This window comes from Latilactobacillus sakei subsp. sakei DSM 20017 = JCM 1157 (genome assembly GCF_002370355.1).
Lineage (GTDB): Bacteria > Bacillota > Bacilli > Lactobacillales > Lactobacillaceae > Latilactobacillus > Latilactobacillus sakei.
Genome location: NZ_AP017929.1, coordinates 773,391 through 797,485, shown reverse-complemented (window position 1 = coordinate 797,485; position 24,095 = coordinate 773,391). Strand labels below are relative to the sequence as shown.

The 24,095-nt window shown below is 42.0% G+C and carries 28 protein-coding genes and 2 other annotated features; of the genes, 7 read left to right on the top strand and 21 right to left on the bottom strand.

Annotated features, from left to right (window positions below; genetic code table 11):
- Window positions 1–126 precede the first annotated feature (126 nt).
- The 5 genes from LEUCM_RS03985 to LEUCM_RS03965 form a co-directional block, all read right to left on the bottom strand.
- Window positions 127–972, bottom strand: a complete 846-nt coding sequence (locus LEUCM_RS03985) for a DUF72 domain-containing protein (protein WP_025015964.1) — start codon at window positions 970–972, stop codon at window positions 127–129.
- Between the two features lie 11 nt (window positions 973–983).
- Window positions 984–1,307: a hypothetical protein gene (locus LEUCM_RS03980; protein WP_016265648.1), complete on the bottom strand. Its 324-nt coding sequence runs from the start codon at window positions 1,305–1,307 to the stop codon at window positions 984–986.
- On the bottom strand, window positions 1,308–1,802 hold the full coding sequence (locus LEUCM_RS03975) for an NUDIX hydrolase (RefSeq protein ID WP_011375353.1): 495 nt from the start codon (window positions 1,800–1,802) through the stop codon (window positions 1,308–1,310).
- Between the two features lie 94 nt (window positions 1,803–1,896).
- Window positions 1,897–2,184 (bottom strand): chorismate mutase, encoded by a 288-nt coding sequence (locus LEUCM_RS03970; protein ID WP_016265650.1) that lies wholly within the window; start codon window positions 2,182–2,184, stop codon window positions 1,897–1,899.
- A 15-nt stretch (window positions 2,185–2,199) separates the two neighbouring features.
- On the bottom strand, window positions 2,200–3,162 hold the full coding sequence (locus LEUCM_RS03965) for a hypothetical protein (RefSeq protein ID WP_016265651.1): 963 nt from the start codon (window positions 3,160–3,162) through the stop codon (window positions 2,200–2,202).
- Window positions 3,163–3,296: 134 nt separating this feature from the next.
- Between LEUCM_RS03965 and LEUCM_RS03960 the strand changes: the two genes are divergently transcribed.
- From LEUCM_RS03960 to LEUCM_RS03950, 3 genes are all read left to right on the top strand, one after another.
- On the top strand, window positions 3,297–3,836 hold the full coding sequence (locus LEUCM_RS03960) for a dihydrofolate reductase family protein (RefSeq protein ID WP_011375356.1): 540 nt from the start codon (window positions 3,297–3,299) through the stop codon (window positions 3,834–3,836).
- Window positions 3,837–4,447: 611 nt separating this feature from the next.
- Window positions 4,448–5,245 carry a phosphonoacetaldehyde hydrolase gene (phnX, locus tag LEUCM_RS03955; RefSeq protein WP_025015965.1) on the top strand — a complete coding sequence of 266 codons (798 nt, stop codon included), beginning with the start codon at window positions 4,448–4,450 and terminating at the stop codon, window positions 5,243–5,245.
- Window positions 5,246–5,247: 2 nt separating this feature from the next.
- Window positions 5,248–5,478: a hypothetical protein gene (locus LEUCM_RS03950; protein WP_025015966.1), complete on the top strand. Its 231-nt coding sequence runs from the start codon at window positions 5,248–5,250 to the stop codon at window positions 5,476–5,478.
- Window positions 5,479–5,575: 97 nt separating this feature from the next.
- Here LEUCM_RS03950 and rplL read toward each other — a convergent pair whose 3' ends face one another.
- Window positions 5,576–5,944, bottom strand: a complete 369-nt coding sequence (gene rplL / locus LEUCM_RS03945; RefSeq protein WP_011375358.1) for a 50S ribosomal protein L7/L12 — start codon at window positions 5,942–5,944, stop codon at window positions 5,576–5,578.
- A gap of 64 nt (window positions 5,945–6,008) precedes the next feature.
- Complete coding sequence (rplJ, locus tag LEUCM_RS03940) at window positions 6,009–6,512, bottom strand: 50S ribosomal protein L10 (RefSeq protein ID WP_016265659.1); 504 nt, start codon at window positions 6,510–6,512, stop codon at window positions 6,009–6,011.
- A 45-nt stretch (window positions 6,513–6,557) separates the two neighbouring features.
- Window positions 6,558–6,675: a sequence feature (ribosomal protein L10 leader region), on the bottom strand.
- A gap of 152 nt (window positions 6,676–6,827) precedes the next feature.
- Between rplJ and LEUCM_RS03935 the strand changes: the two genes are divergently transcribed.
- From LEUCM_RS03935 to ade, 3 genes are all read left to right on the top strand, one after another.
- Window positions 6,828–8,012, top strand: coding sequence for an acetate/propionate family kinase (locus tag LEUCM_RS03935; protein ID WP_016265660.1), 1,185 nt, complete (start codon window positions 6,828–6,830; stop codon window positions 8,010–8,012).
- 193 nt (window positions 8,013–8,205) lie between these two features.
- Window positions 8,206–9,564, top strand: a complete 1,359-nt coding sequence (locus LEUCM_RS03930) for an NCS2 family permease (RefSeq protein WP_016265661.1) — start codon at window positions 8,206–8,208, stop codon at window positions 9,562–9,564.
- Window positions 9,565–9,579: 15 nt separating this feature from the next.
- Window positions 9,580–11,322: an adenine deaminase gene (ade, locus tag LEUCM_RS03925; protein ID WP_035145685.1), complete on the top strand. Its 1,743-nt coding sequence runs from the start codon at window positions 9,580–9,582 to the stop codon at window positions 11,320–11,322.
- A gap of 57 nt (window positions 11,323–11,379) precedes the next feature.
- On the opposite strand, the gene rplA is transcribed toward ade, so the two are convergent.
- The 14 genes from rplA to LEUCM_RS03855 all read right to left on the bottom strand — a co-directional run bounded on the left by rplA (window position 11,380) and on the right by LEUCM_RS03855 (window position 22,861).
- Window positions 11,380–12,069, bottom strand: a complete 690-nt coding sequence (gene rplA / locus LEUCM_RS03920) for a 50S ribosomal protein L1 (RefSeq protein WP_016265663.1) — start codon at window positions 12,067–12,069, stop codon at window positions 11,380–11,382.
- 98 nt (window positions 12,070–12,167) lie between these two features.
- Window positions 12,168–12,593, bottom strand: a complete 426-nt coding sequence (gene rplK / locus LEUCM_RS03915) for a 50S ribosomal protein L11 (protein ID WP_004270859.1) — start codon at window positions 12,591–12,593, stop codon at window positions 12,168–12,170.
- 125 nt (window positions 12,594–12,718) lie between these two features.
- Complete coding sequence (locus tag LEUCM_RS03910; protein WP_016265664.1) at window positions 12,719–13,576, bottom strand: alpha/beta fold hydrolase; 858 nt, start codon at window positions 13,574–13,576, stop codon at window positions 12,719–12,721.
- A 406-nt stretch (window positions 13,577–13,982) separates the two neighbouring features.
- The gene (gene nusG, locus LEUCM_RS03905; RefSeq protein WP_011375364.1) at window positions 13,983–14,531 is read right to left on the bottom strand and encodes a transcription termination/antitermination protein NusG; all 549 of its coding nucleotides are present in this window, start codon (window positions 14,529–14,531) and stop codon (window positions 13,983–13,985) included.
- A 97-nt stretch (window positions 14,532–14,628) separates the two neighbouring features.
- Complete coding sequence (gene secE, locus LEUCM_RS03900) at window positions 14,629–14,808, bottom strand: preprotein translocase subunit SecE (protein ID WP_011375365.1); 180 nt, start codon at window positions 14,806–14,808, stop codon at window positions 14,629–14,631.
- Window positions 14,809–14,817: 9 nt separating this feature from the next.
- On the bottom strand, window positions 14,818–14,967 hold the full coding sequence (rpmG, locus tag LEUCM_RS03895; RefSeq protein WP_011375366.1) for a 50S ribosomal protein L33: 150 nt from the start codon (window positions 14,965–14,967) through the stop codon (window positions 14,818–14,820).
- 125 nt (window positions 14,968–15,092) lie between these two features.
- Window positions 15,093–15,653 carry a sigma-70 family RNA polymerase sigma factor gene (locus LEUCM_RS03890; protein ID WP_016265666.1) on the bottom strand — a complete coding sequence of 187 codons (561 nt, stop codon included), beginning with the start codon at window positions 15,651–15,653 and terminating at the stop codon, window positions 15,093–15,095.
- Window positions 15,654–15,730: 77 nt separating this feature from the next.
- Window positions 15,731–16,264 (bottom strand): NYN domain-containing protein, encoded by a 534-nt coding sequence (locus LEUCM_RS03885; RefSeq protein WP_016265667.1) that lies wholly within the window; start codon window positions 16,262–16,264, stop codon window positions 15,731–15,733.
- A 3-nt stretch (window positions 16,265–16,267) separates the two neighbouring features.
- Entirely contained in the window at window positions 16,268–17,155 is an 888-nt protein-coding gene (gene rlmB, locus LEUCM_RS03880) for a 23S rRNA (guanosine(2251)-2'-O)-methyltransferase RlmB (RefSeq protein WP_011375369.1), read from the bottom strand.
- On the bottom strand, window positions 17,142–17,549 hold the full coding sequence (locus LEUCM_RS03875) for a Mini-ribonuclease 3 (protein ID WP_025015968.1): 408 nt from the start codon (window positions 17,547–17,549) through the stop codon (window positions 17,142–17,144). Before LEUCM_RS03875 ends, rlmB begins: the two co-directional genes overlap by 14 nt.
- Window positions 17,546–18,952, bottom strand: a complete 1,407-nt coding sequence (cysS, locus tag LEUCM_RS03870; protein WP_016265668.1) for a cysteine--tRNA ligase — start codon at window positions 18,950–18,952, stop codon at window positions 17,546–17,548. Before cysS ends, LEUCM_RS03875 begins: the two co-directional genes overlap by 4 nt.
- Window positions 18,953–19,488: 536 nt before the next feature.
- Window positions 19,489–19,682 (bottom strand) — a binding site (T-box leader).
- A 59-nt stretch (window positions 19,683–19,741) separates the two neighbouring features.
- Complete coding sequence (locus tag LEUCM_RS03865) at window positions 19,742–20,854, bottom strand: PIN/TRAM domain-containing protein (protein ID WP_025015969.1); 1,113 nt, start codon at window positions 20,852–20,854, stop codon at window positions 19,742–19,744.
- A gap of 30 nt (window positions 20,855–20,884) precedes the next feature.
- Complete coding sequence (gene radA / locus LEUCM_RS03860) at window positions 20,885–22,249, bottom strand: DNA repair protein RadA (protein WP_011375373.1); 1,365 nt, start codon at window positions 22,247–22,249, stop codon at window positions 20,885–20,887.
- Between the two features lie 72 nt (window positions 22,250–22,321).
- A complete protein-coding gene (locus LEUCM_RS03855) occupies window positions 22,322–22,861 on the bottom strand; it encodes a dCTP deaminase/dUTPase family protein (RefSeq protein WP_016265670.1) in 540 nt (179 codons plus the stop codon).
- Window positions 22,862–23,056: 195 nt separating this feature from the next.
- Between LEUCM_RS03855 and rpiA the strand changes: the two genes are divergently transcribed.
- Window positions 23,057–23,740: a ribose-5-phosphate isomerase RpiA gene (gene rpiA, locus LEUCM_RS03850; protein ID WP_016265671.1), complete on the top strand. Its 684-nt coding sequence runs from the start codon at window positions 23,057–23,059 to the stop codon at window positions 23,738–23,740.
- Window positions 23,741–24,095 lie beyond the last annotated feature (355 nt).

Sequence of the window (24,095 nt, the reverse complement as noted above, 5' to 3'; positions counted from 1 at the left end):
ATTCGCTCCTTAATTAAAAAAACGAGAATAAAAAGTTATTCTCGACCTTTTTTAATAATCCATATAAGTACTCAAAGTATAGCATAAAATCAAGCCCGCGACAAAAAGTGTTCTGCTTTTAAAGCACTAAAATAACGACGTTTGTTCCGGGCCTTTAGGTGCTAAATTTTCAAACGTAATCCCTAATATTTGTTGTAAGGATAAGGCGTTATCAGCGGCATCCCCACCGGAATTATTATTGAAGATAATAGCGATTTTCTTAGCCTGCTTGGTTAGCTGTTGAACCGTTGCGGCAAACTGCTGCAATTCATCTGCGTTATAGCGATAAAGGGTCCGTTGTTTGCGCCACATTGCGCCAGGATTCTGCCAACCGGCCATATTGCGTCCATGCAACCGGAGCATCGCAAAATCTGGATTCGTCACAACCGGTTCAAACGGGACACTATTGGTGGGCGTCTGCGCTTCGTCAGCAATTACATGTGTCATGTTTAACTGTTTTAAAAAAGCAAACATATTCTTCTTGTAAGCTTCATCGTACCAAGTGCCATTACGGAACTCGACCGCAATCGGCACATCGGGCAACCACGTGCGAATGCGTCTCAAATACTGCACATTTTCCTGATTCAATTGAAAAAACGGCGGGAACTGAAATAGGACCGCCGTTAATTGCCCCGCATCTAAGAGCGGTTGAATCGATTGTTTGTAACGAACAAACAATTCCTTTTCCGTACTAGTGAAGTCCGTGTAATCTTCCTGTTTGGTCATCGCCTTATGAGCTTTGACGATAAATTGAAATTGGTGCGGCACTTGCTGCAGCCACTTAGCGCTAACGGTTGGTGCTTGTAGCGCATAATAAAAACTATCGACCTCGACAATTGGTAAGAATTGCGCGTAATCGTTCAACGTCAACTGCTTTTTCTCCGGCATTAGGGACTGGTGCTCACTCCAAGTCGTTAAACCGATCGTGATCATTTAACCACCACCTAATAGCGTTTAAATTGTTGTACAAGTTGTTTTTCTTGTTCCGTCAAATCTTTTAAAGTCTCGATTAACTGTTGACCGACCTGCTTATAGTTAGTTTGAATTCGCGTTAAGCAAAATTCAATCACTAATAAAAGGACCATCAATTCAATCGCTCGGCCTTCTGTAAAGTTAACGCCCAATAAGTTCACTTGGCTGTCGGCCGTAAAGACTTTAATAATAATATAGAGTGAAAATAACTCTTCAATGACCCTAAAGATTCTGAGGCCTTGTAATTTACGTTTCAATACTTGGAGCACCATCAAAGTTTGTTCTTTCGTCATCATTTAATTCCCCTCCTCAATCGGAAATGCTTCATAGGCAATTAATTGTTCCCCGTGAAAATCGGTGTAGTAACGTTTAACATTTTTGGCGAGCACTTCTGGTAAAATCACTTTCAAATCGGCAACAATACCGTAGTTCTCTTCAGATAAAACCCATTGCTCATCGAATAGTTGTAAGATGCCTTCGCGCGTGCCAACCGGATAGAGCGGTAACTGCACCGATTCCTTAATCTCCGCCAAAAAGACATCAATCCCGGCGATAAACTCACCGTCAATATGCCAGTCCAACCACCCCGTATTATACAAGGTATATTGATTCTGATTGAGACCCGTCTCTTCAAAAATCTCGCGTCGCATACCCATTTCGGCAGTTTCGTCACCCTCGTTCTTGCCGCCAATCCCATTCCAAAGGCCAGCATAGGGCTTTTTAAGTCGGTTTAATAATAGTAATGTACCGCGGTAACGAATCACGGCTAAATTATAGCGTCGTTTAGTCACTGGTTAACATCCTCGTCTTTTTATAATTACCTATATTCTAGCATACTTACCCACTAAAAAATGACGTCAGGTTCCCCTAAACGTCATTTTGGCATTAGGCTTCTGCTTGTTCTTTAAGAGCCTTCATTTTTTTAACTTGATACTGCTTAGCGATTAAAATCATCGTTTGATATAAATCAACAATGTACGGTTCAAACTTCGGTTCTTCAACCGCAGCCAATCGTTGGTCCATTACCGCTTTTTCGCGTTGAATGTTGGTCAAACCGATTTGATTGTCAAATTTGATTTGGGCAATTTCATCAACCACTGCCATCCGTTGTTCAAATAGGGCAGCAAGTTGTTGATCAAGCGCATCAATTTTTTGATATTGTTCTTCTAACATCTTCATTCTCCTCAATTAACGTAGTGAATAAGGCATTTCAATTTCATTTAAGAAATCACGGACTGATAAATCATATAAGCGTTGGAAATATTCGGGTGTTGCTTCTTTATCAGAAACACTCAAGACAAACGCATTTTGTTGATCACTCTTACCAATGCCAACATAGGCCATTTGTTGCGTTTTATTAGCTAACAAGTGGTCTGAATGAAGAATATCATAAACTTGGCGCACATCTAAACGCAATTGGCGTTCGCTCAAAACCGGTGTTAGCGTCAATAATTGTTGTAAGTTAGTGGCCGCAAAACCAAGCGTCTCTAACACGCGGTCAAATGCAACCCACAAGTTAATCACAGCTCGGCGTAATGTGAACGGTGAATCGATTGTTTTCCGTTGTAAAACTTGGTATAAAATTTGGGCTTGTGGATAAGCCACTGGATAATCAGTTGTCCACTGGTTATCCAACTGTTGATTACCGCCATCGAAAAAGACAAGTGCATCCAATAGCGTTAAGACGCGGTAAATCACCCATTGATTTTCTGGATCATCTTTTTCAGGTGTCATATTATCGCGGAAACCTTCTAGATAGGCTTGTTTGGTTTCGGTATCGACAAAACCATGGGCCACTTGTTCTTGTTGAATAATCGTATGCACTGCCGCGTTGTACAATGTCATCCCAGTGGCCATTAATTGTTCATCTAACTGGGCATTTTCAGTCGTCACATCTTCCAACACTTGTGGAAAACCGGTCGATAACAATAATAAATGGAGCAATTCGTGTGATAGTGAATAATCCACAGCTGTCGCATCTGTTAATAAGATTGCCAAACTGCCATCGTCATTCATCACGCGTTGTGCCTGGTCGTGTTTTAACATCCCAGAAGCTTCTTGTGCAACCCGAATCTTAATCGGTTGTGGATAATTAGCCTGTACTTGTGCAACTAAACTTTGAATCTCTGGTGAAAAGTCATTTTCTGTCATGATTACGCTCCCTTAACAACATCTATTCTTATCATAATAAGCTAAATCACGCTAAATTACCAACGGTTCAAACCAGATTAAAGCGCTTTAATTTGGTATACTGTAGGTAACCAAACTAAAAGGATGTGTTGACCATGACAGAACCAGAACACCGCAAAGTGATTTTATATCTCGCGCAAAGTTTAGACGGCTTTATTGCTGAAAAAGATGGCAGTACCGCTTGGCTATCCGCACTTAATTCATCAGAATCCGATGCCGCTATTCAAAGCTTTTACCAAGGTGTCGATACCATTATTATGGGCCGTAAAACTTATGAACAATGTATCAAACTGGCTGGGACCTATCCTTATCAGGAAAAACAAAGTTATGTTTTTTCTAAAACACTCCACGATACCGCCGACCGCACCAATGTGGTCACCGGTAATGTGCCAGAATTCGTCCGCCAATTAAAAGCACAAGATGGTGGCAATATTTGGTTAGTTGGTGGCGCTGAAACGTTCACAATGCTCTTAAAAGCACAACTAGTGGATGAACTAATCATCACTATCGCTCCCGTTTTACTAGGCGACGGTATTTCCCTCATCAGCACCCACTTAACGGACATGCCATTAGAATTAAGTAAAACCCGCCAACTAGGCCAATTCGTAGAACTAACCTATAAAATTAATTATTAAAACGAAGTGCGTTCAAAGTAGACACATGCTGAGGATTAGCTTAGTCTATCAAATAAGTGACCCTGTCACTTATTTGATAGACGGTGCTAAACGCAAGCATGTACATTGAAAAGCACGTTACAATCTGAGTGCGTTCAATGCGGTTATGTTCTGAGCATTAGCATAGATAGGCGAATGACCGATGCAATCGGTTGTTTGACTAGCGGTGCTAAGCACAGGAACATGCATTGAAAAGCACGTTATAAATCTAAGTGCGTTCAAAGGTGGTCAACCTTCGAGCACTAGCTTAACAAGACGGATAATTGCTGAAAGTAATTATTTGGCTTGTGGTTGCTAGGCACAGAAGGTTACCTTTGAAAAGCACGTTACAATCTGAGTGCGTTCAAGTACTAACTTAACCGCCATACGTCCAAGACAATTTGTCTTGGGCGTTTTTTATTTGGCCACTCTCCTCATGTTAATCAGTGTCATTGACAATTACCAAATTGAGAGAACCCAATGTTTTCAATTCCATTACAGAACGTTTACTGAAAACGAGCTGGAGATTTACAAAGTTTCCCTATACTGAATTTGTACTTCAATATTGCAACGACATAAGGAGGCTTTTTCACATGACGGATATTCAATGCGTCATTTTTGATTGGGCAGGGACTATAATCGATTTTGGCAGTTTAGATCCAGTATTAGCATTTCAAAGTGCGTTTAACGCTGCCGGCATCCAAATCGATACCGACAGAATTAGACAGGATATGGGCATCGAAAAACATGAACACATTGCCAAACTCGCTAAAATGCCAGAGGTACAACGTGCTTGGTTTGCAAAATACAAACGCGGGATAACCGATGCCGATCAATTGCAACTCTTTAACTATTTTGAACAATTCTTGCTCAATCGCTTGAGTACAGAAACAACACTGACCCCTGCAGTTCTTCAAGTCCAAACTTATTTAAAAGCACATCATATCCACATCGCGACAACGACCGGCTACACCAAAGCAATGCTCGCAATCGCCGCTAAGCAAGCAGGACTACTTGGTTATCATCCCGAACTGATGGTTTCAAAAGAAGACGTCGCTGCTGGTCGGCCAGCACCCGATATGATTAACCACATCATGACTGCGTTCAATATCACCGACCCGCAAACAGTCGTTAAAGTCGGTGACACCGTTATTGATATGCAAGAAGGCAAAAATGCCGGCGTCTTAACCGTTGGCCTTATCGAAAGTAGTAGCCTCCTCGGATTAAACAAAGCGGAACTCATTGATCTCCCTCAAAAAATACGGCTTGCTAAATTTGCAGAAATTACTAAAACCCTTAAGGAAGCTGGCGCTGACTATGTCATTCATAATCTCAGCGAACTACCGGCCATTCTTGCAAAATACCAAACACCACAAAAGGAGCACGCCTAATCATGAACCAACCGTATTTACTTTTAACCCCTGGCCCCCTCAGCACATCAGCCGCTGTCAAAGAAGCTATGCAAGTCGACCTTAGCACCTGGGATCAAGACTACCTCGCCATCACCGAAGATATCCGTCAACAATTGGTTGCACTCGCCCAAGCCAAGTTAGACACCTACACCGCCGTCTTATTACAAGGCAGTGGCAGCTACGGCGTCGAAGCGGTGCTTAACACGGTGTGATTGCCATCAACGGGGCTTATGGTAAACGAATGGCCGATGAAATAAGCTATAAAAAAAGAACCCCACAAATGTGGAGTTCTTTTAGAAATAAAGGAAATTATTTCAAGTTAACGACAGCGCCAACTTCTTCTAATTTAGCTTTCATTTCTTCTGCTTCGTCTTTAGAAACGTCTTCTTTAAGAGCTGAAGGAGCGTTATCAACTAAGCCCTTAGCATCTTTCAAGCCTAAGCCTGTGATTTCACGAACGGCTTTGATAACTTTAACCTTTTCTTGGCCGATTTCTGATAATTCAACAGTAAAGCTGTCTTTTTCAGCTGCTGCGTCTGCGCCAGCTGCACCTGCTGCTGCTACTGGAGCTGCTGCAGAAACACCGAATTCTTCTTCGATTGCTTTAACTAAGTCGTTTAATTCTAAGATTGATGATTCTTTTAATTGATCAACAATTGCATTTACGTCTAATGCCATTTTTGTTTCCTCCATTTTATGGGTAATATTTTTTTGATAACACTTTTAACTACACAATTTTAAATTATGCAGCTGGTTCGTCTTTACTGTCGGCAACTGCTTTAACAGCATATGCGACATTGCGGACTGGTGCTTGTAATACAGAAAGTAACATTGATAATAAACCGTCGCGACTTGGTAATGTAGCCAAGGCGTTGATTTCATCAAGTGTTGCCACTTTACCTTCGATCATACCACCTTTGATTTCAAGTGCATCAGCACTCTTAGCAAAGTTAGCGATGATCTTAGCTGGTGCAACAACATCTTCGTTAGAAAATGCAACTGCAGTAGGGCCAGAGAATGTTTCATCTAAACCTTCGTAACCAGCTTTGTCTGCTGCACGACGCAAGTAAGTGTTTTTAACAACTTCCATTTGTACGCCAGCTTCACGTAATTGTTTACGTAATTCAGTAACTTGTTCTACTGTTAAGCCACGGTAATCCATAACTACGATAGAAACAGCGTTATTAAATTTTTCAACAACTGTGTCAACAATTTGTGCTTTTTTTGCAATGATTGTTTCGCTCAATTGATTCACCTCCATTAGATTTGTAAAACTTGTGGTCAAGAGTCTCTTATAAAATAAAAAACTCCATGTCCACCAAGACATAGAGAGGGATTTCAACGTATCTTCCTCGGCAGGATATTAAGCCTATTGGCACCTGAGTCTTCGGTAGCATAAATAACCAACTACAAATATAGCATGTAAAAAGCATGCCGTCAATGCTAATTTAACTATAAATATTTATTATAGCAGCATTACCTTATGCTTATTTTATTTTTCTGAAAATAGCGTATAAAATATAGTTATTCAAGAAAATTAAGATAGTAGAGGTGTTTCTTTTTGAACAATATTTTAGTTATCAATGCTGGTAGTTCATCCCTAAAGTGGCAACTATTTCAACAAACCGATTTAAGCTTAGTGGCTAGCGGTTTGATGGAACGGATGAATACCCCCGAAGCGCGCTTTACTTTTAAATTTAACGGCCAAAAAGAACAGGTCGCAATCGCTAATCTAACCTATGAAGATGGCGTTATTCGTTTATTGAAACAATTACAAGACAATGCCATTATCGACTCGCCTAGCGACATTGTCGCAGTTGGTCACCGAGTGGTTGCCGGCGCAACAACGTTTGAAAAATCAACGTTAATCACCGCTGATAATTTGGCAACCCTCAAGGCACTCGATAAATACGCACCATTACACAATCCTGTTCAAGTGGATTGCATTGAAACCTTAACGCATATCTTACCAAATTCAGTGCCCGAAGTCGCTGTCTTCGATAGTCAATTCTATCTAGATATGCCAGATGCAACCAGTTTTTATGGACTTCCTTATGAAGATAGCCAAAAATACCAAATCCGTAAATACGGCGAACACGGTATTAGTCACGGCTATATCTTACAAGAAACAGCTGACTTTTTAAACCAACCAGTCGCAGATTTAAAATTGATCACCCTACATCTTGGTGGTGGTTCTTCAATCACAGCTAGCCAAAATGGCAAACCAGTCGATACATCAATGGGCTTCACCCCACTTGAAGGTCTTCCAATGGGCACTCGTGCTGGTTCGTTAGATGCTGCTATTGTTCCCTTCTTAATGAATGAATTAAATAAGAGTGCCGACGAAATCATCACGCTCTTAAATACAGAATCAGGAATTCTCGGCGTTTCAGGTATTTCTGCTGATATGCGTGATATCCAATCATCATTGGCGACTAATCCTCGTGCCGAATTAGCTTATGATATGTTCATCACTTCTGCTGCTAAATTTATCGGTAGCTACTACGTTGAACTTGGCGGTGCCAATGTCATTACTTTCACAGCCGGAATTGGTGAAAATGATGCTAAAATGCGCGCTGATGTCTGCGACCGCTTAGCCGTTTTAGGCGTTAAGATTGATCCAGAACGGAATGAACAAGGCCATGGTGCGCGTCAAATTAGTACCGACGATTCAGCTATCAAGGTCTTGATGATTCCTACTAATGAAGAATTAGCGATTGCCAAACAAGTTCAAGCACTCGTTTAAATTTAATCGATAAGCATTTAAGGTTTTACACCTTAAATGCTTATTTTTGTACCTAAATAATTCGCTTTTGTATTAATAAACGAACTTTAATTGTATTATTTTTATGATTTTTCGTATTTAGTCTTAAAAAATAAGACCTTTTGGTGTACAATAAGGCAATAGTTCTTATTTCAAATAAATTAAGAGGTGCATTATGGACAAGAGAGTTGATTCTATATCAGAAACACGAACGAATTGGGTAGAACGTCAATTCAAAATTAAGGAAAGTGGTTCAACCCTTAAGACTGAAATCATCGCCGGGATTACAACTTTCATCGCGATGTCATACATCCTATTCGTAAACCCTACAATTTTAGGAGATGCTGGTTTAGATAAAGGCGCCGTCTTTGTCGCCACAGCACTTACCGGTATCGTCGGTTGTTTAGCAATGGCCCTCATTGCCAACTACCCAATCGCAGTTGCCCCCGGACTTGGTAGTAACGCCTTTTTCGCCTACTCTGTTGTTTTAGGCATGGGCATTCCTTGGCAGACAGCTTTAGCCGGTGTTTTTGTTGCTTCCTTACTCTTCATGCTTGTCACTGTTTTAAAAGTTCGTGAAGTGGTGATTAATGCCATTCCCGCCAATCTCAAATCTGCGATGGCTGTTGGTATTGGGTTATTCATCGCTTTTACCGGTTTAAAACAAGGCGGTCTAGTGGTTGCCAGCGCCAAATCTTTCGTTACCATCACTAACTGGTCTAATCCGCATGTTTGGTTAACCGTCTTCGGTCTGATCTTAACAGTCGCTTTACTCGCTCGTAAAATTCCTGGCGCCCTCTTCATTGGGTTAGCCGCTACTGCCATCATGGGTGTCGTTACCGGTTTAATCGCAATGCCAACCGGTGTTGTTTCTTCAATTCCTAGCCTCGCACCAACTTTCGGTGTGTCTCTCATTCATCTTAAGGATGTTTTCTCAGTTCAAATGGCGGTCGTTGTTCTCGTCTTTTTCTTCAGCGTGTTCTTCGACACAACTGGGACCGTGATCGGTTTAGCCCAACAAGCCGGCTTCATCAAAGATAACAAAATGCCTAAAGAAGTCGGTAAAGCCCTCTTCGCAGATTCAACCTCAATGATTGCCGGTTCCGTCTTTGGCTCAACGCCAACTGCTTGTTATATTGAATCTTCAACCGGGATCGCCGTTGGTGGCCGTACCGGTTTTACCGCAGTCGTTGTCGCCATCATGTTCGCTCTTAGTTTATTCTTTTCACCTTTATTAGCAGTTGTAACATCTGAAGTAACTGCTCCCATTTTAATTATCGTTGGCTCCTTCATGATTAAATCAATCGCCAACATTGATTGGTCTGAATTTGAAACAGCATTCCCTGCTTTTATGATCATCCTTTGTGTCCCATTAACCTACAATATCTCATACGGCTTGGCTTTTGGTTTAATCTCATACCCCATCACAATGATTGCGGCTGGTAAGGGTAAAAAAGTGCATCCGATTATGTACGTTGCTGCCCTCTTATTCTTAGTCTTACTCTTTACAATGCACGAATTACCCGGTAAATAAAAAGGAGTTTTTAATATGGATAAATCAACTTTAAAGCAACTCATCGATCAAGCTGCCGGTCGCAAACCAGCCGACACAATCATCAAAAATGCTAAAATTGTCGATGTCTATAACGCCCGGATCATCGAAGGCACTCTCGCTATCGCCGATGGCCGTTTTCTGGGAATTGACGCAGCTTATACAGCCGACAATGTTATTGACGCACACGGTCAATACGTCGTACCCGGTTTGATTGATCCTCATATTCACATCGAATCAGCTAACGTATCACCCGCCGTTTTCGGCTCACTCGTGACACCGCATGGGACGACCACCATTCTCGCCGATCCCCACGAAATCGTCAACGTCGCCGGTATGCGCGGTCTTGAATACATGGTTGCTTCTGCCAAAAATACAGCACTCGACATCAAGTATACGATGCCGTCCTGTGTGCCTGCTGCAAATCCAACCCTCGAAACATCTGGTGCTGTCATTACCGCAGATGAGATTAAACAATCTTACGACCAAGGACTAACTTATGGCCTTGCCGAATTCATGAATTATCCCGGCGTCGTCAATGCCGACGATGGCGTTTTAGATGAATTATTAGTTTCACTTAACGCACATAAAATGATTGATGGCCATTCACCCGCATTACACGGTCAAGGTCTCAATGCTTATGCAGCCGCAGGAGTTCACAACGATCACGAATGCACACAAGTTGATGAAATGCTCGATCGTATCAGTCGTGGTATGTACGTTTACCTCCGTTACGGGACAGTTTCTAAGAATATGCCAACGCTTTTAAAAGGCGTTACGCCTCAAAACGCACGCTTCTGTTGCCTCTGTGGTGACGATTTACAATCTGTTACCCTTCGCGAAACTGGCCACTTGGACGAAAGCATTCGTGTCGCCGTTCAAAACGGAATTGATCCGCTAACCGCCATTCAGATGGCCACCATCAACACAGCTCAATGTACCGGCCTCAGCGATCGTGGTGGTATTGCGCCTGGTCTCAAAGCTGATTTCTTATTGGTCGACGACCTCGAACACTTCAGCGTTAACCAAACCTTTATTGATGGTCAAAAGATTGCTGCAAACGGCGCTTACTTATTAACAACTGATGATTCCGTCGCCGGCTTTTATGATCTTCTAGAAACCGTTCATCTCGACAATTTTTCAGCTGATCAATTAAATCTCAATCTCATCAGCGACAAAGCCCACGTGATTGGCTTACAAAGCATTAGTCGCACTCAAAACCTTGTCTTGCCTGTTACACACGATGCAGATGGTGATTTTCACTACAATCCTAGCGAAGATATCGTTAAAGTTGCCGTGATTGAACGACATCATTTAACCGGCAATGTCGGGGTTGGCCTTTTAAGCGGCTTTGGCCTTCAAAATGGCGCGATTGCTACCAGCATCGGCCATGACAGCCATAACTTAGTCGTTGTCGGCACTAACGACGCGGATATGGTCATGGCCATCGATGCGCTCAAAGCTTGCCAAGGTGGCGGTGTTGCCGTTCAAAATAGTCAGGTAATCGCAACCCTTCCATTTGTAATTGGTGGTTTAATGAGTACTGAATCAATTGATTCACTCATCGCCCATCAAAAAGCATTTAATACCATTTGTCATGAACAACTCAACGTCACTGCCCAATTTGATCCGATTATGAAACTCGGCGCAATGCCACTCGATGTGATTCCAAACTTACGAATTACTGATAAAGGCTTAGTCGATGTGACTAAATTTGAAATTATTGATATCAATGCCTAATCAACGGCACAAAAAAAGCGTTCATCCGAAAGGATGAGCGCTTTTTGCATTACCAACTTAGAAGCTAGCAATATCAACTTTGACACCAGGGCCAAATGTTGAGCTAACTGATAAACTTGTAATGTATTGACCTTTAGCTGAAGCAGGACGAGCTTTGATGATCACGTCTTGCATAGCTTTAAAGTTTTCTACTAATTTAGCAGCATCGAATGATACCTTACCGATTGGTGCGTGAACGATACCAGCTTTATCAACACGGTATGCTACTTGACCAGCTTTAATGTCGTTAACTGCTTTAGTAACGTCCATTGTAACTGTACCAGTCTTAGGATTAGGCATTAAGCCTTTAGGTCCCAAGACACGGCCTAAACGACCTACTTGAGCCATCATTGGTGGTGTAGCAACGGCAACGTCAAAGTCTAACCAGCCGCCTTGGATCTTTTCAACTAAATCTTCTGCACCGACTACGTCAGCACCAGCAGCTTCAGCTTGTTTTGCTTGTTCGCCTTGAGCGAAAACAATAACGCGTTGTGTCTTACCTGTACCATTTGGTAGTACGACAGCACCACGAATTTGTTGATCAGCTTGTTTAGGATCAACGTTTAAACGATATGCAACTTCAAGAGATGCATCGAATTTTGCAAAATCAACTTTCTTTACTAAGTCGATTGCTTCTTCAACAGTGTATGCTTTAGCAGCATCCACTTGTTTTGCAGCTTCTAAATAATTTTTACCTTTTTTAGCCATTAGGGTTTTCCTCCTTGCAATTGTGGTGAACGGTTTTTGACCTCCCACTTGATTTTTCAACTTTCATTGAAAATCCGACTGAAAGTGTCAAGCATGAATTAACCTTCGACAGTGAATCCCATGCTTCTTGCAGTACCTTCAACCATGCGCATAGCAGCTTCAACGTCTGCAGCGTTTAGGTCTTGCATTTTAGTTTCAGCGATTTCTTGCACTTGAGCTTTAGTTACAGTTGCAACCTTCTTAGTGTTTGGTTCGCCAGAACCTTTTTGAACACCTGCAGCTTTCTTTAAAAGAACTGCTGCTGGTGGTGTCTTTGTAACGAAATCGAATGACCGATCCTCGTATACAGTAATGACAACAGGAATCAATAAACCAGCTTGGTCAGCTGTACGTGCATTGAAATCCTTTGTAAAGCCCATGATGTTGATACCAGCTTGACCTAAAGCTGGACCTACTGGTGGTGCTGGAGTTGCTTTACCTGCAGGAATTTGAAGTTTTACGATGTTTGCTACTTTTTTAGCCACGAAACATACCTCCTTAAGTCCGTGATGTGGTTAAGATGGCCATTATATTTGGTCTCCCACTAGTGTATGAAAACATACTCTCATAATATACCAATCAATTCTGAAAAATGCAAGCTCTTTTAAAATTAGTCTTGCCACAAAAAATCACTAATTGCCTGATCGACTAACCGATTTTCGTGCAACATGCTGTGAGCCCCACCGGCACCTCTGACGAGCATTTCTTGATACCGGTCGATTCGCCCCCGCAATAAACTACGCAGCGCAAAACTGCTATCAACGGCCACTGAGCCGTCGTGACGGCTAGTGCCCAACAATTCGCCAGCGACATTCAAAATACTAATTGCCGTTGGAAAATGCGCTACTCGTTTGGCCAAATAATTATAATTGGCCGTTTTTTTGCGTGGTCCCCGTTGCGTTAATTCGCTCCAAAAGACCGTTGCAGTATCCGGCCCAATCGACGGATCATTAACCGGTGCTGCTAGTAATACGACTGCTTTAACTGGCACGGCAGTCGGCTTTAATAAGTAACGTAATACTGTGATGGCCCCCATCGAGTGTCCCACCAAATTAATCGTGGTTACGTCGTAATCTTTTTTCAAGATAGCCACAATTTGGCTGAGCCAGCGAACTTGATCCTGCACATCAGCGTGATTATTTTGAAATAGGACTTGGATCGTCGGATTACTGGCCGTCAATTCTTGTGGGCCTTTAAACGTTAAGGTCCCGTCGGCAGCAACTTTGATAACTAACGCTTTTTTGGCGACCCCCGTTTTTTGCAGACGCATCAATAAATGCCCCATAGAATACCGATTACCCCGATAACCGTGGATAAACAACGTCGGTGCTGTTTCATAATGCGTTAGTCGTGGACACCAGTGATGCTGTACGTGAGCTAATTTATAATAATCGAGCCCAATTAAACTCACTGCTGCCACAACTAAAATAACAATGACTGCTAATAACTGATTAATAATCTGCCACATATTCATCACATCATTCTGTCTAAAATAAGAAGTGCGTTTGAAACGCTTTGACTTTGAGCATTAGCACAGAAGTCAGTTTCAAAAAGCACGTTTCCACTATTAATATTCGACTATCAAATAAGGGACCGCAACAAAAATTACTTTTGTCACGGTCCCTCGATTATTACTTAAACGTGCTTTTACCAGTAGCTTTCTGTGCTTTGCTACACTTATCAAACCGGCGATTGCATCGCCAATTCGCCAAGTTGGCAAATGCTCAAAAGCTAACCACTGGTAATGCACTCTTAATTAAACGTGTTCTATAAGCCATATCCTTGCGGCTAACGCCGAATGCCAAACGATTGCTTGCAGCAATCATTCGCCACTCTCTGTTAGTCCTCAGGATATACCCGGCTTATGGCGCACTCTAAACTAATTCGTCTACTTGATCGTAGTCTAATTCTGTTGCCGTTTCACGGCCGAACATATCGATATTAACTTTTAACTTCATCTTTTCGTCGTCAACTTCTGTAATTTGACCAACTAAACCAGAGAAAGCACCATCAACGATTTTAACAGATTCGCCCACTTTGAATTCAACATCCAAATGACGTGTGCTCATGCCTAATTGACGTAAAATTTGGCTAATTTCATCGTCCAATAATGGGGCTGGTTTACTACCGGCACCGTGAGAACCAACAAAGCCAGTTACACCAGGTGTATTCCGAACAACGAACCAAGCTTCGTCTGACATCACCATTTCAACCAAAACATAGCCAGGGAAAGTTTTCTTCATATCAACTTTATCCTTACCGTTTTTGATTTCATGTTCTTCTTCTTCAGGTACAACAACGCGGAAGACGTTGTTTTCCATTCCCATTGATTGGGCACGAGATTCTAAGTTCGCCTTAACTTTGTTTTCGTAGCCTGAATAAGTGTGTAATACGTACCAGCTTTTTTCGAGTGATTCAACCATGTTTGTTCTCCTTTAAATACCAAAATAAAAAAACTCCGACCACGCGAAGTTTTCTGCTTGCCACAAGTATAGCAAAACCAGCTTCATTAAGCTAGTTTTAAAAAATAAATAGTTCAAGAAGTTTGAGAATTGCTAAGTCAACGACGCCAAAGAAAATTGCGTATAAAACTGATGTCATCACAACAGTTGATGTATCCTTACGCGTTTGTTTGGCATTAGGCCAAGTAACAATTTTCATTTCTTCAACAACGCTTTTTAAAAACTTAATCATCTTCATCCTCCTATGTTAACGTGTTTCTTTATGTTGTGCGTATTGTCCGCAATGTTTACAATATTTGTTTAACTCTAGACGTTCTGTCCGATTCTTGTTTTCAGCAACGTAATAGTTACGTGAACCACAGACAGTACAGGCTAAGGCGACTTTCTTAACACCCATGACTAAAAGCCCCTCTCTAAGTGATGTTTATCCCATTCACTTTATCATGTGCAGGCGAACCTGTCAATCTTAGAATCCATCAACAAAAGCGGTGAACCCGTTTAGTCCGGTCCCACCGCTTTTGGTTAACGATTCTCTTGATAATACCGTTTTAACTTAGTCTGGCACCTTGATTGGCCTCGTTTCAACTGGTCAATCGTACAATCGAGTTGGCAACAAGCTTCATCAATTGAAAGCTGCCCGGTCAGCACCCGAAACGACACTAATTCAAAAGGCGACAGCGTTTCAAGATAACATCTCAATTCAAACTGCGATTGATAGTAAGTCATCGTATCTTCTGAAATCGCGTCGTGTTCCGGCCGCTCCGCAATCAATACTGCCTGACGATCACCTCGCCGTTTTTGTGCGAGTTCTCGTCGTAGTAAATTTAAAATGTGGTTTTTAAACCGTAATTTATAGAAACTCCCAAAACTTTTGCCTTTTTGACAATCGTAACATTGGCAAGTTTCGTAACAAACAATCCGGGCTTCTTGTAACCAATCGTCTTCATCGAATAACCGGATATAATATGGCGCCACGGTGTGATACACCATCGGCAAATACGCCTTGAATAATACATCTAGTGCTTGTGAATCATTCTGAGCCACTGCTGCAATCAGCAGTTCGTCGCGCTTTGTTTGTTCCATTGACCGAAACTCCCTTCACGCAACAACCATACTGTTATTTTAGCAAGAGTTTGCCCAATCTGTAAGCGAACGCCTGTTTAATCAGTCTTTTCGTCACTCAATTGGTCGCGCATCTGCGCTAAACGTTCTAATTGATCGTCATTCCACGGCCGATTACGTTGCATCACCTTACTGTGATAACGTTTAGCGTCATGGTCAATCTCGCGGTGCGTCCGCTTAATCTCGCGATAGAAATCATGCGAAGATACCCGCAAAGCCCCCCGCGAAAAGATTGTCCATTGTTCAGCTTGATCGCTTGAAACGACGGTGACCTGATTAATTGGTGACATCAATTTACCAGCTAAGGCTTCAATATAACTATCAGCGGTTTCATCTTCTTCAGTAAAAACGACCTCAAGATTATATTGCTCATAGCTTTGTTTAATCCCTGGCACATACATCGCATCAAAGACGAGGATAATTTCGATTTCGCGAAACTTCCGGTACTCCGATAATGTTTGCAATAAACTATCACGCGCATCTGCCAAGTGATCATTTTGCTTTAACTTATTTAATTCAGGCCAATTACCAATAATATTATAACCATCTGCAATTAAAATCTGCTTTTTCATAAGCTATACCAAAGGTTGACGGCTATTATAAGCCTGATACATGAGAACCCCCGCAGCAACACTGGCATTTAAACTTTGCACGTGACCCACCATTGGGATTGTCAAAGTTTGATCAACTTCTTTTTTAACGATTGGTGAAAGCCCCTTGCCTTCGTTACCAATGATTAAACCGATTGGGCCCTTAGCATCCCACTTACGATAGTCGGTGCCGGCCATGTCGGTGCCAAAAATCCAGAGACCGCGGTCTTTAAGTTTTTTGATTTCTTGCGTTAAGTTCGTGACGCGCGCAACTGGAATATGTTCGATCGCACCCGTTGACGTTTTAGCAACTGTGGATGTTAATCCAACAGCACGGTGTTTTGGAATGATAATTCCGTGTACACCAACTGCATCAGCTGTCCGCATGATTGAACCCAAGTTATGCGGATCTTCCAAGTTATCCAAGATTAAGATAAAAGGTTCTTCTTCTTGCGCTTTGGCCTTAGCAAAAATATCATCAACACTCGCATATTCAAACGGTGCGATTGCTAAGATAATCCCTTGGTGATTTTGACGATCGCTCAATAAGTCCAACTTGTTCTTAGGCACATTTTGGATGATCAATCGTTTTTCTTTCGCTAATTTAACGACATCGTGTACGAAGTCAGCTTTCAAACCATCTTGAAGGAAGATTTTGTTAATCTTCTTGGCGTCGCTCGTCTTCAATGTTTCTAAAGAAGCATGTTTCCCGATGACGAAATCAGTTTGTTCTTCAACCGCTGCTTCTTCTACAGGTGCTGCTGGTTTCTTGTTAGCTGGGCGCCGTGTTGGCTTAGCAGTATTTTTAGCCGTCCGACGACTATTAAATTCATTATTCTTCTGATTATAAGATTGGTTATTATTTTTTCTCATGGGTCCTCCCAGCGTCGACTTGTTGAATACACCAGTGGGCTAATTCAGCGACGCGCTCTTGTTGTTCAGTTAAGTATAGATAGCCAAAAACCGCTTCAAAGCCAGTTGAGGTCCGATAAGTCGAAACACTCGTATTCTTGGCTTTCGTATAACTTTTGGCATTTCTACCGCGTTTAAAAATATTCATTTCTTCTTCTGCTAAATAGTTATCATCGATCATCAAACCAATCAAAGCAGCTTGCGCTTTAGCAGACACATAGTGTGTTGCGACTTGTTGCAAGCGAGTAGGTTTGGTTAAGCCGAGTTCTAATAAATGGGCCCGCACGTAAACTTCATAGGCTGAATCCCCCATGTAAGCTAAGGCAATCCCGTTTAGTTGTAAAGCATTTTTCATGCGCGTCTCCATCTCATTCCTTGTGGTGTATCTTCCAAAATAATCCCTTGATCCTTCAATTGGTCCCGAATCGCATCACTCTTGGCGAAATCTTTAGCTGCTCGAGCGGCTTGGCGTTCTTCAATTAAACTTTCAACTTCTGTATCCAATAATTGGTCCGCTTTAAACGCAACACCAAAAATGGCTAATAGTCGCGTTAAACGAGTTGCCAATGACGTTAATGTATCGGCTTGAACCGTTGTCTGTTCCAAATATTGGTTACTTAATTTAGCAAGTTCGTACAATTGGGTTAAGCCGTTTTGAACGTTAAAATCATCGTCCATCGCTGTGACAAAAGCTGTTTCCAATTCAGCTGCCTTATCCATCACAATTTGATCTTCGCCTGGTTCAGCCGTTGCTTGACGGAAAGCCAGGTTATCAAGTGTTGTCTTCAAGCGATCCAAATTAGTTTGGGCTTCTGCCAACAATGATTGGCTGTAGCGAATTGGCCGCCGGTATTGCGTACTACTCATCAAGAAACGCAATGCTTGTGGATTAACTTCTTGAATCAAATCGTGAACCGTCACGAAATTGCCAAGTGACTTACTCATCTTTTGATCGTCATCCCCAACCGTTACAAACCCATTGTGTAACCAGTAGTTCACAAAGGTTTTGCCAGTCTTGGCTTCACTTTGGGCAATTTCATTTTCGTGATGGGGGAATTCCAAATCTTGGCCGCCACCATGAATATCGATCGTATCGCCTAAGTATTTAGTCGACATCACGGAACATTCGATGTGCCAGCCAGGTCGGCCCTTGCCCCAAGGTGATTCCCAAGCAATTTCGTTGCCTTTTTCAGCTTTCCATAAGGCAAAATCGATTGGATCTTCCTTACGCAAGGTTTCTTCAGTAGCTGTATGTTCGCTGGCACCTTGTTCGAGTTGATCAAGATCTTGACCAGCAAGATGACCATAAGCCTTAAACTTACGAGCCCGGTAATAAACATCGCCGTCAACAGCATAAGCATAATCTTTAGCAATCAAATCTTGAATAAACGCTATGATTTCTTCAAGATTATCAGTTGCTCGTGGATTAAGCGTTGCTGGTTCAATATTGAGGGCTTTAGTGTCTTCTTTAAAGGCCGCAATGTAGCGGTCCGCTAATTCAGGCACGGTGATGTTTTCCACGTTAGCCGCTTTAATCATCTTATCGTCAACATCCGTAAAGTTTGAAACGTAATCAACTTGATAACCGCGGTATTCGAGATAGCGGCGAATCGTATCAAACGCAATCGCACTACGCGCATTACCGATATGAATATAGTTATACACAGTTGGCCCACAGACATACATCTTAACGCGGCCTTCTTCAAGGGGTTTAAACGTTTCTTTTTGGCGTGTGAGGGTATTATAAACAGTAAGCATCGAATCTTCCTTTCTTAAACGTGCTTTCATTAACAGCTTTTTCCGCTTAGCTATGTATTGCAAACGACCGACTCTGTCGGTCATTCACAACACTGTGCTAATGCTCAAAAGCTACCCGTTAATGACGCACTCTTCTTTTAAACGTGCTTTTTGGTTGCAACAACTTCCGCTTAATCTAAAATTACAAATAATCCTAAAACCGGGATTATTCGTAATTTTTTATTAATACTCAGTTGCTGACCGCATCCAAGAGCACTCTTCTTTTAAACGTGCTCCTGCAGGCATATTTCTGTGCTTAACCAAATTTACCAAACCGGCGATTACATCGCCAATTCGTCAAATCCAGTTAATGCTCGAAATATAAGCGCCCGCTGTTGCACTCTTCTTTTAAACGTGCCTTTTCAGGCATCTCCCTCCGGTTAACCCTGAATGTCAAACGATTACTTACAGCAATCATTCGCCATTCTGTGTTAATCCTCAGGAGATAACCGCCTGAAAAAGCACTCTTCCAAATAAAAAGCGCCCTTTGTTAATTAACAAAAGACGCCGGTTGAGCGTGGTTCCACTTTTCTTCGCAAAAATGCCTCAAGCAGATAACGGTGTCCCGACTAGTAGCCAAAGTCTACTAGCATCTCCAAGGTGCATTTCGATTAACCCAATTACTTCTTCACAGCGCCCAGAAGCTTTCTGAAAATCCGGCTAATCTACTTCTTCTCTTCATCAATTTATACAATTTAGTTAGTCTCAATAATACCGATTATTGGTGACCGTGTAAAGTCATCTGAATGCTTATTTTTCATTCAAGCCTTTTTGTTGATGCGCTGGTTTGGCGAAAATCATCCGCCCAGCAGCAGTTTGTAAGGCACTTGTCACAATCACATCTAATGGTTTATTAAGATAATGTTGGCCATCTTCAACAACAATCATCGTCCCGTCTTCAAGGTAAGCGACCCCTTGTTGACGTTCGGTTCCGGCTTTGACCACTGTGACAGTCATCGCTTCACCAGGTAAGACAGCTGGTTTCAACGTATTGGCCAATTGATTGATATTAAACACAGGAACGTTTTGGAATTCACAGACTTTATTTAAGTTGTAATCATTTGTGACCACAATTCCGTCTAGCAACTTCGCTAACTTGACTAATTTGCCATCGACTTCCGTTAAATCTTCGAAATCACCATCGTACATTTCGACAGATAAACTTTCGTCCTTTTGTAATTCATTCAAGATATCTAAACCACGACGACCACGCGCCCGTTTTAAGTTGTCTGCAGAATCGGAAATTAATTGTAATTCATGTAATACGAAGTTCGGCACCATCAACGTGCCTTCGATAAAGCCGGTCTTAGCAATTTCCTTAATCCGACCATCAATGATGACACTCGTATCCAAAATCTTGTACTTGCGGAAATTGTCGTCTACTTTGCGTTCCAAGACATCGGCATTACGCTTCTTAGGTTGTAAGAACTTACGCCATTCATCTAAGCGGGTCGTCCCCACCTTGAAGCCTAAGTAACCAAGCGCAATCATCAATAGGATTGGCACAACAGTGTTCAGAACAAAAATCGGCATCCGGTATAACGGAATTGAAACAACATTCGCTAATAACAAGCCAATTAATGAAAAAACACTCCCAAATAATAGGAAACTAGGTGATTGTTTAAACAACGCCTTTTCCAATTGACGCATCGCCCGTAACATCGGATTAGCCAACACCAGGAATAAAAGATAAAAAATAATTGCACCTAACACGGCATTGGTAATGCCATTATTGAGATATGTGACTAACTCTAAATGAACAACTCGCCAGAATTCCGGAAAGGCCGTGATCCCTAAAGCACCCCCTAGAATTACAAAGACAATTCCTAACACTCTTCTTTTAGTTAATGGTTTTTGTTGCATCATAAAACCTCCTCTCGCACCAACTTATGCCTAGTTGAATACTTTTTTTAAAGTTTCTGCAATAGTTGTGACCCCAACGACTTGAATATCAGTTGGTGGATCCCAACCTTGCAAATTATTTTTAGGAACATAAATCCGTTTAAAACCTAACTTCGCCGCTTCGCCAACGCGTTGTTCGATCCGGTTGACCCGCCGAATTTCACCCGTCAAGCCAATTTCACCGACAAAACAATCGGTTGGTGGAATTTCTTTATCGCGATAACTGGAAGCAATTGAAACGGCCATCGCCAAATCAATCGCTGGTTCATCTAACTTAACGCCACCGGTTGCTTTAAGATAAGCATCTTGGTTTGAAAGCATCAAACTCGCCCGCTTTTCTAAAACCGCCATAATCAATGACACCCGATTATGATCTAACCCTGAAGAGGTCCGTTTCGCATTCCCGAACAAGGTTGGGGTAATCAAAGTTTGTAACTCAACCAAGATTGGTCTTGTCCCTTCCATTGAAACCACAACTGCTGAGCCAGTCGCACCGGCTAGTCGTTCTTCAAGGAAAATTTCGGATGGATTAGCGACTTCTTGCAAGCCCGCTTCCCGCATTTCGAAAATCCCGATTTCATTGGTTGAACCAAACCGGTTTTTAACAGATCGTAAAATCCGGTAAGTGTGATGGGTGTCACCTTCAAAGTACAACACGGTATCCACCATATGTTCCAAAATCTTAGGGCCGGCAATCGCCCCTTCCTTCGTCACATGTCCCACCACGAAGATGGTAATTTGATTCGTTTTAGCAATCCGCATCAATTCTGCGGTTACTTGGCGAACTTGCGAAACACTCCCGACTGCGGAAGTCACTTCTGGTTCACTCATCGTTTGAATCGAATCAATCACGACGTATTCCGGTTTGAGCGTTTCAATTTGGTGGCGAATATTGCCCATATCCGTTTCGGGATACAGATACAATTGATCGCCATTAACCCCTAATCGATTCGCCCGCATCTTAATTTGTGAGGCACTTTCTTCACCTGAAACGTATAAAATCTTACCCACTTTTTCAAGTTGCCCTGAAACTTGTAGTAACAAGGTTGATTTTCCAATCCCAGGATCCCCACCGATTAAAATCAGTGAACCCGGCACAACGCCGCCACCTAAAACACGATTCAATTCATTTAATTCCGTTTTAACACGGGGTTCTTTTTGGATATTAACGGTGCTAATTTTTTCAGGTTCAGTGGCGCGCCCTGAAATTGTGAAATTTGATTTTGCCGCTGCGGCTGGTTGTTCACGTTCTTCAACCATTTGGTTCCAAGCACCACAATTCGGACAGCGCCCCAAGAATCTGGGGGAACTATAGCCACAATTCTGGCAGACAAACTGCGTTTTAACTTTAGCCACAAGATTCTCCTTTACTACCCTTATTGTCTACTATTTTAGCACATATCGGCGATCGATTGCCGTTAGCACGGACTAGCGACCAGATGAACCAAAGCCACCGGTCCGTTTAGTTGTCACAGCCACTTCATCATCAGCTACAAGATATGGCATAAAAATACCTTGGCCAATTCGTTCACCCTTACGTAAAATAACATCGCGTGGGCTGAAGTTTAACATTTGAATGAAGATTTCACCTTCGTTGGCATCATTGTCATAATAATCTGAATCAATAATCCCGACACCATTGGGAATCACTAACCCTTTTTTCAAGGGATTGCTTGAACGATTGGCAATCATTAAATATTCATCGTCTTGCATATACGCCTTAATCCCAGTTGGTACTAGGAAGGGTTTCAACGTCTTAGAAGCCCGTTCAAAATCATCATCAACTAGTGGTTTGCCGTTTCGAATCATCCGAAATAGACGGACAAAATTATAATGCCAGATGGATGGTAAAACGAAGTCCTCTGCACAAGCAAAATCGTATCCTGCTGAATGAGCAGTCGACCGCACTGGTAAACTTAAGTTTGCTGATTGGTATTTGGTTACTATTTCGAATCCTCGTTTTTTCATCTAAAAAAGCTCCTATATATTAACACCTAATTTGGCGCTATTTTTTACTACTGTATCATACCATGAAAACCAACGGACTTGAATAATCCTTCCGACCGATTTAATAGAAATTTTAGCAAAAAGCGCCCATTTTAAAGCGCTTTTTTACCAGTTATTGCGTATAATAGAACTATTAACAATAGAAGAGGTGTCTTAATGGATAAGAATGCAATGAAAAAAATGGCCGCTGAACGTTCAGTGGACTACGTCGAAGATAATATGATTTTAGGACTCGGGACTGGCTCAACTGTCGTGTACATGGTCGAAGCACTCGCTAAACGTGTGAAAGCCGAAAACCTCCACCTAACTTGCGTCTGCACATCAATCAGAACCGCAGAACAAGCAACATCGCTCGGCATCTCGGTTAAAGCGCTCAACGAAGTCGATCATATCGATTTAACAATTGATGGTGCCGATGAAGTTGATAATAACTTCCAAGGGATTAAAGGCGGTGGTGCTGCCCACTTATTCGAAAAATTAGTGGCAACAACCTCAACTCGCAACATCTGGATTGTTGATGAAGAAAAAGTAGTCGATACAATCGGCCGCTTCCCACTCCCCGTTGAAGTGATTCCTTTTGGCAGTCAACAAGTTTTCAACAAGTTCGTTAAAGAAGGCCTCAACCCAGAATTCAGAACAACCGAAGACGGCCAACGCGTCTTAACAGATTCAAAAAATGAAGTGATTGATCTGCACCTTGAAAAAATCACACATCCCCACTTACTAGCAACTTGGTTAAGCGAACAAGTCGGCGTCGTTGAACACGGCTTATTCTTAGACCTCGTCAACGAAGTCGTAGTAGGCTCACCAGAAGGCGTAAAAATCTTAAAAGCAAGATAAAAAAAGAGTGCTATTGCAAGTGGTCAGATTCTGAGCATTTGCCTAGGCCAGTGAATAAGCGACACAGTCGATTATTTGCGGGACGTAGCAAAGCACAGGAATCTACTTGCAATGGCACGTTTCAACTCAGAGTGTCCTTGAAGCTCGTTTAGATTTTGAACATTAACATAGAGTGGCGAATTAGCGATGCAATCGCTAATTTGACAATTGTCGTTAAGCGCAGAAATCTAGCTTCAAGGGCCCGTTTTGGATAACCTACTCTTCAAGTGACTAGATTATGCCAATCCCCCAATAACCATCATACTCGTTATGATGGTTATTTTTTTATCTTTAACGTCACAAATCAATTCTCATA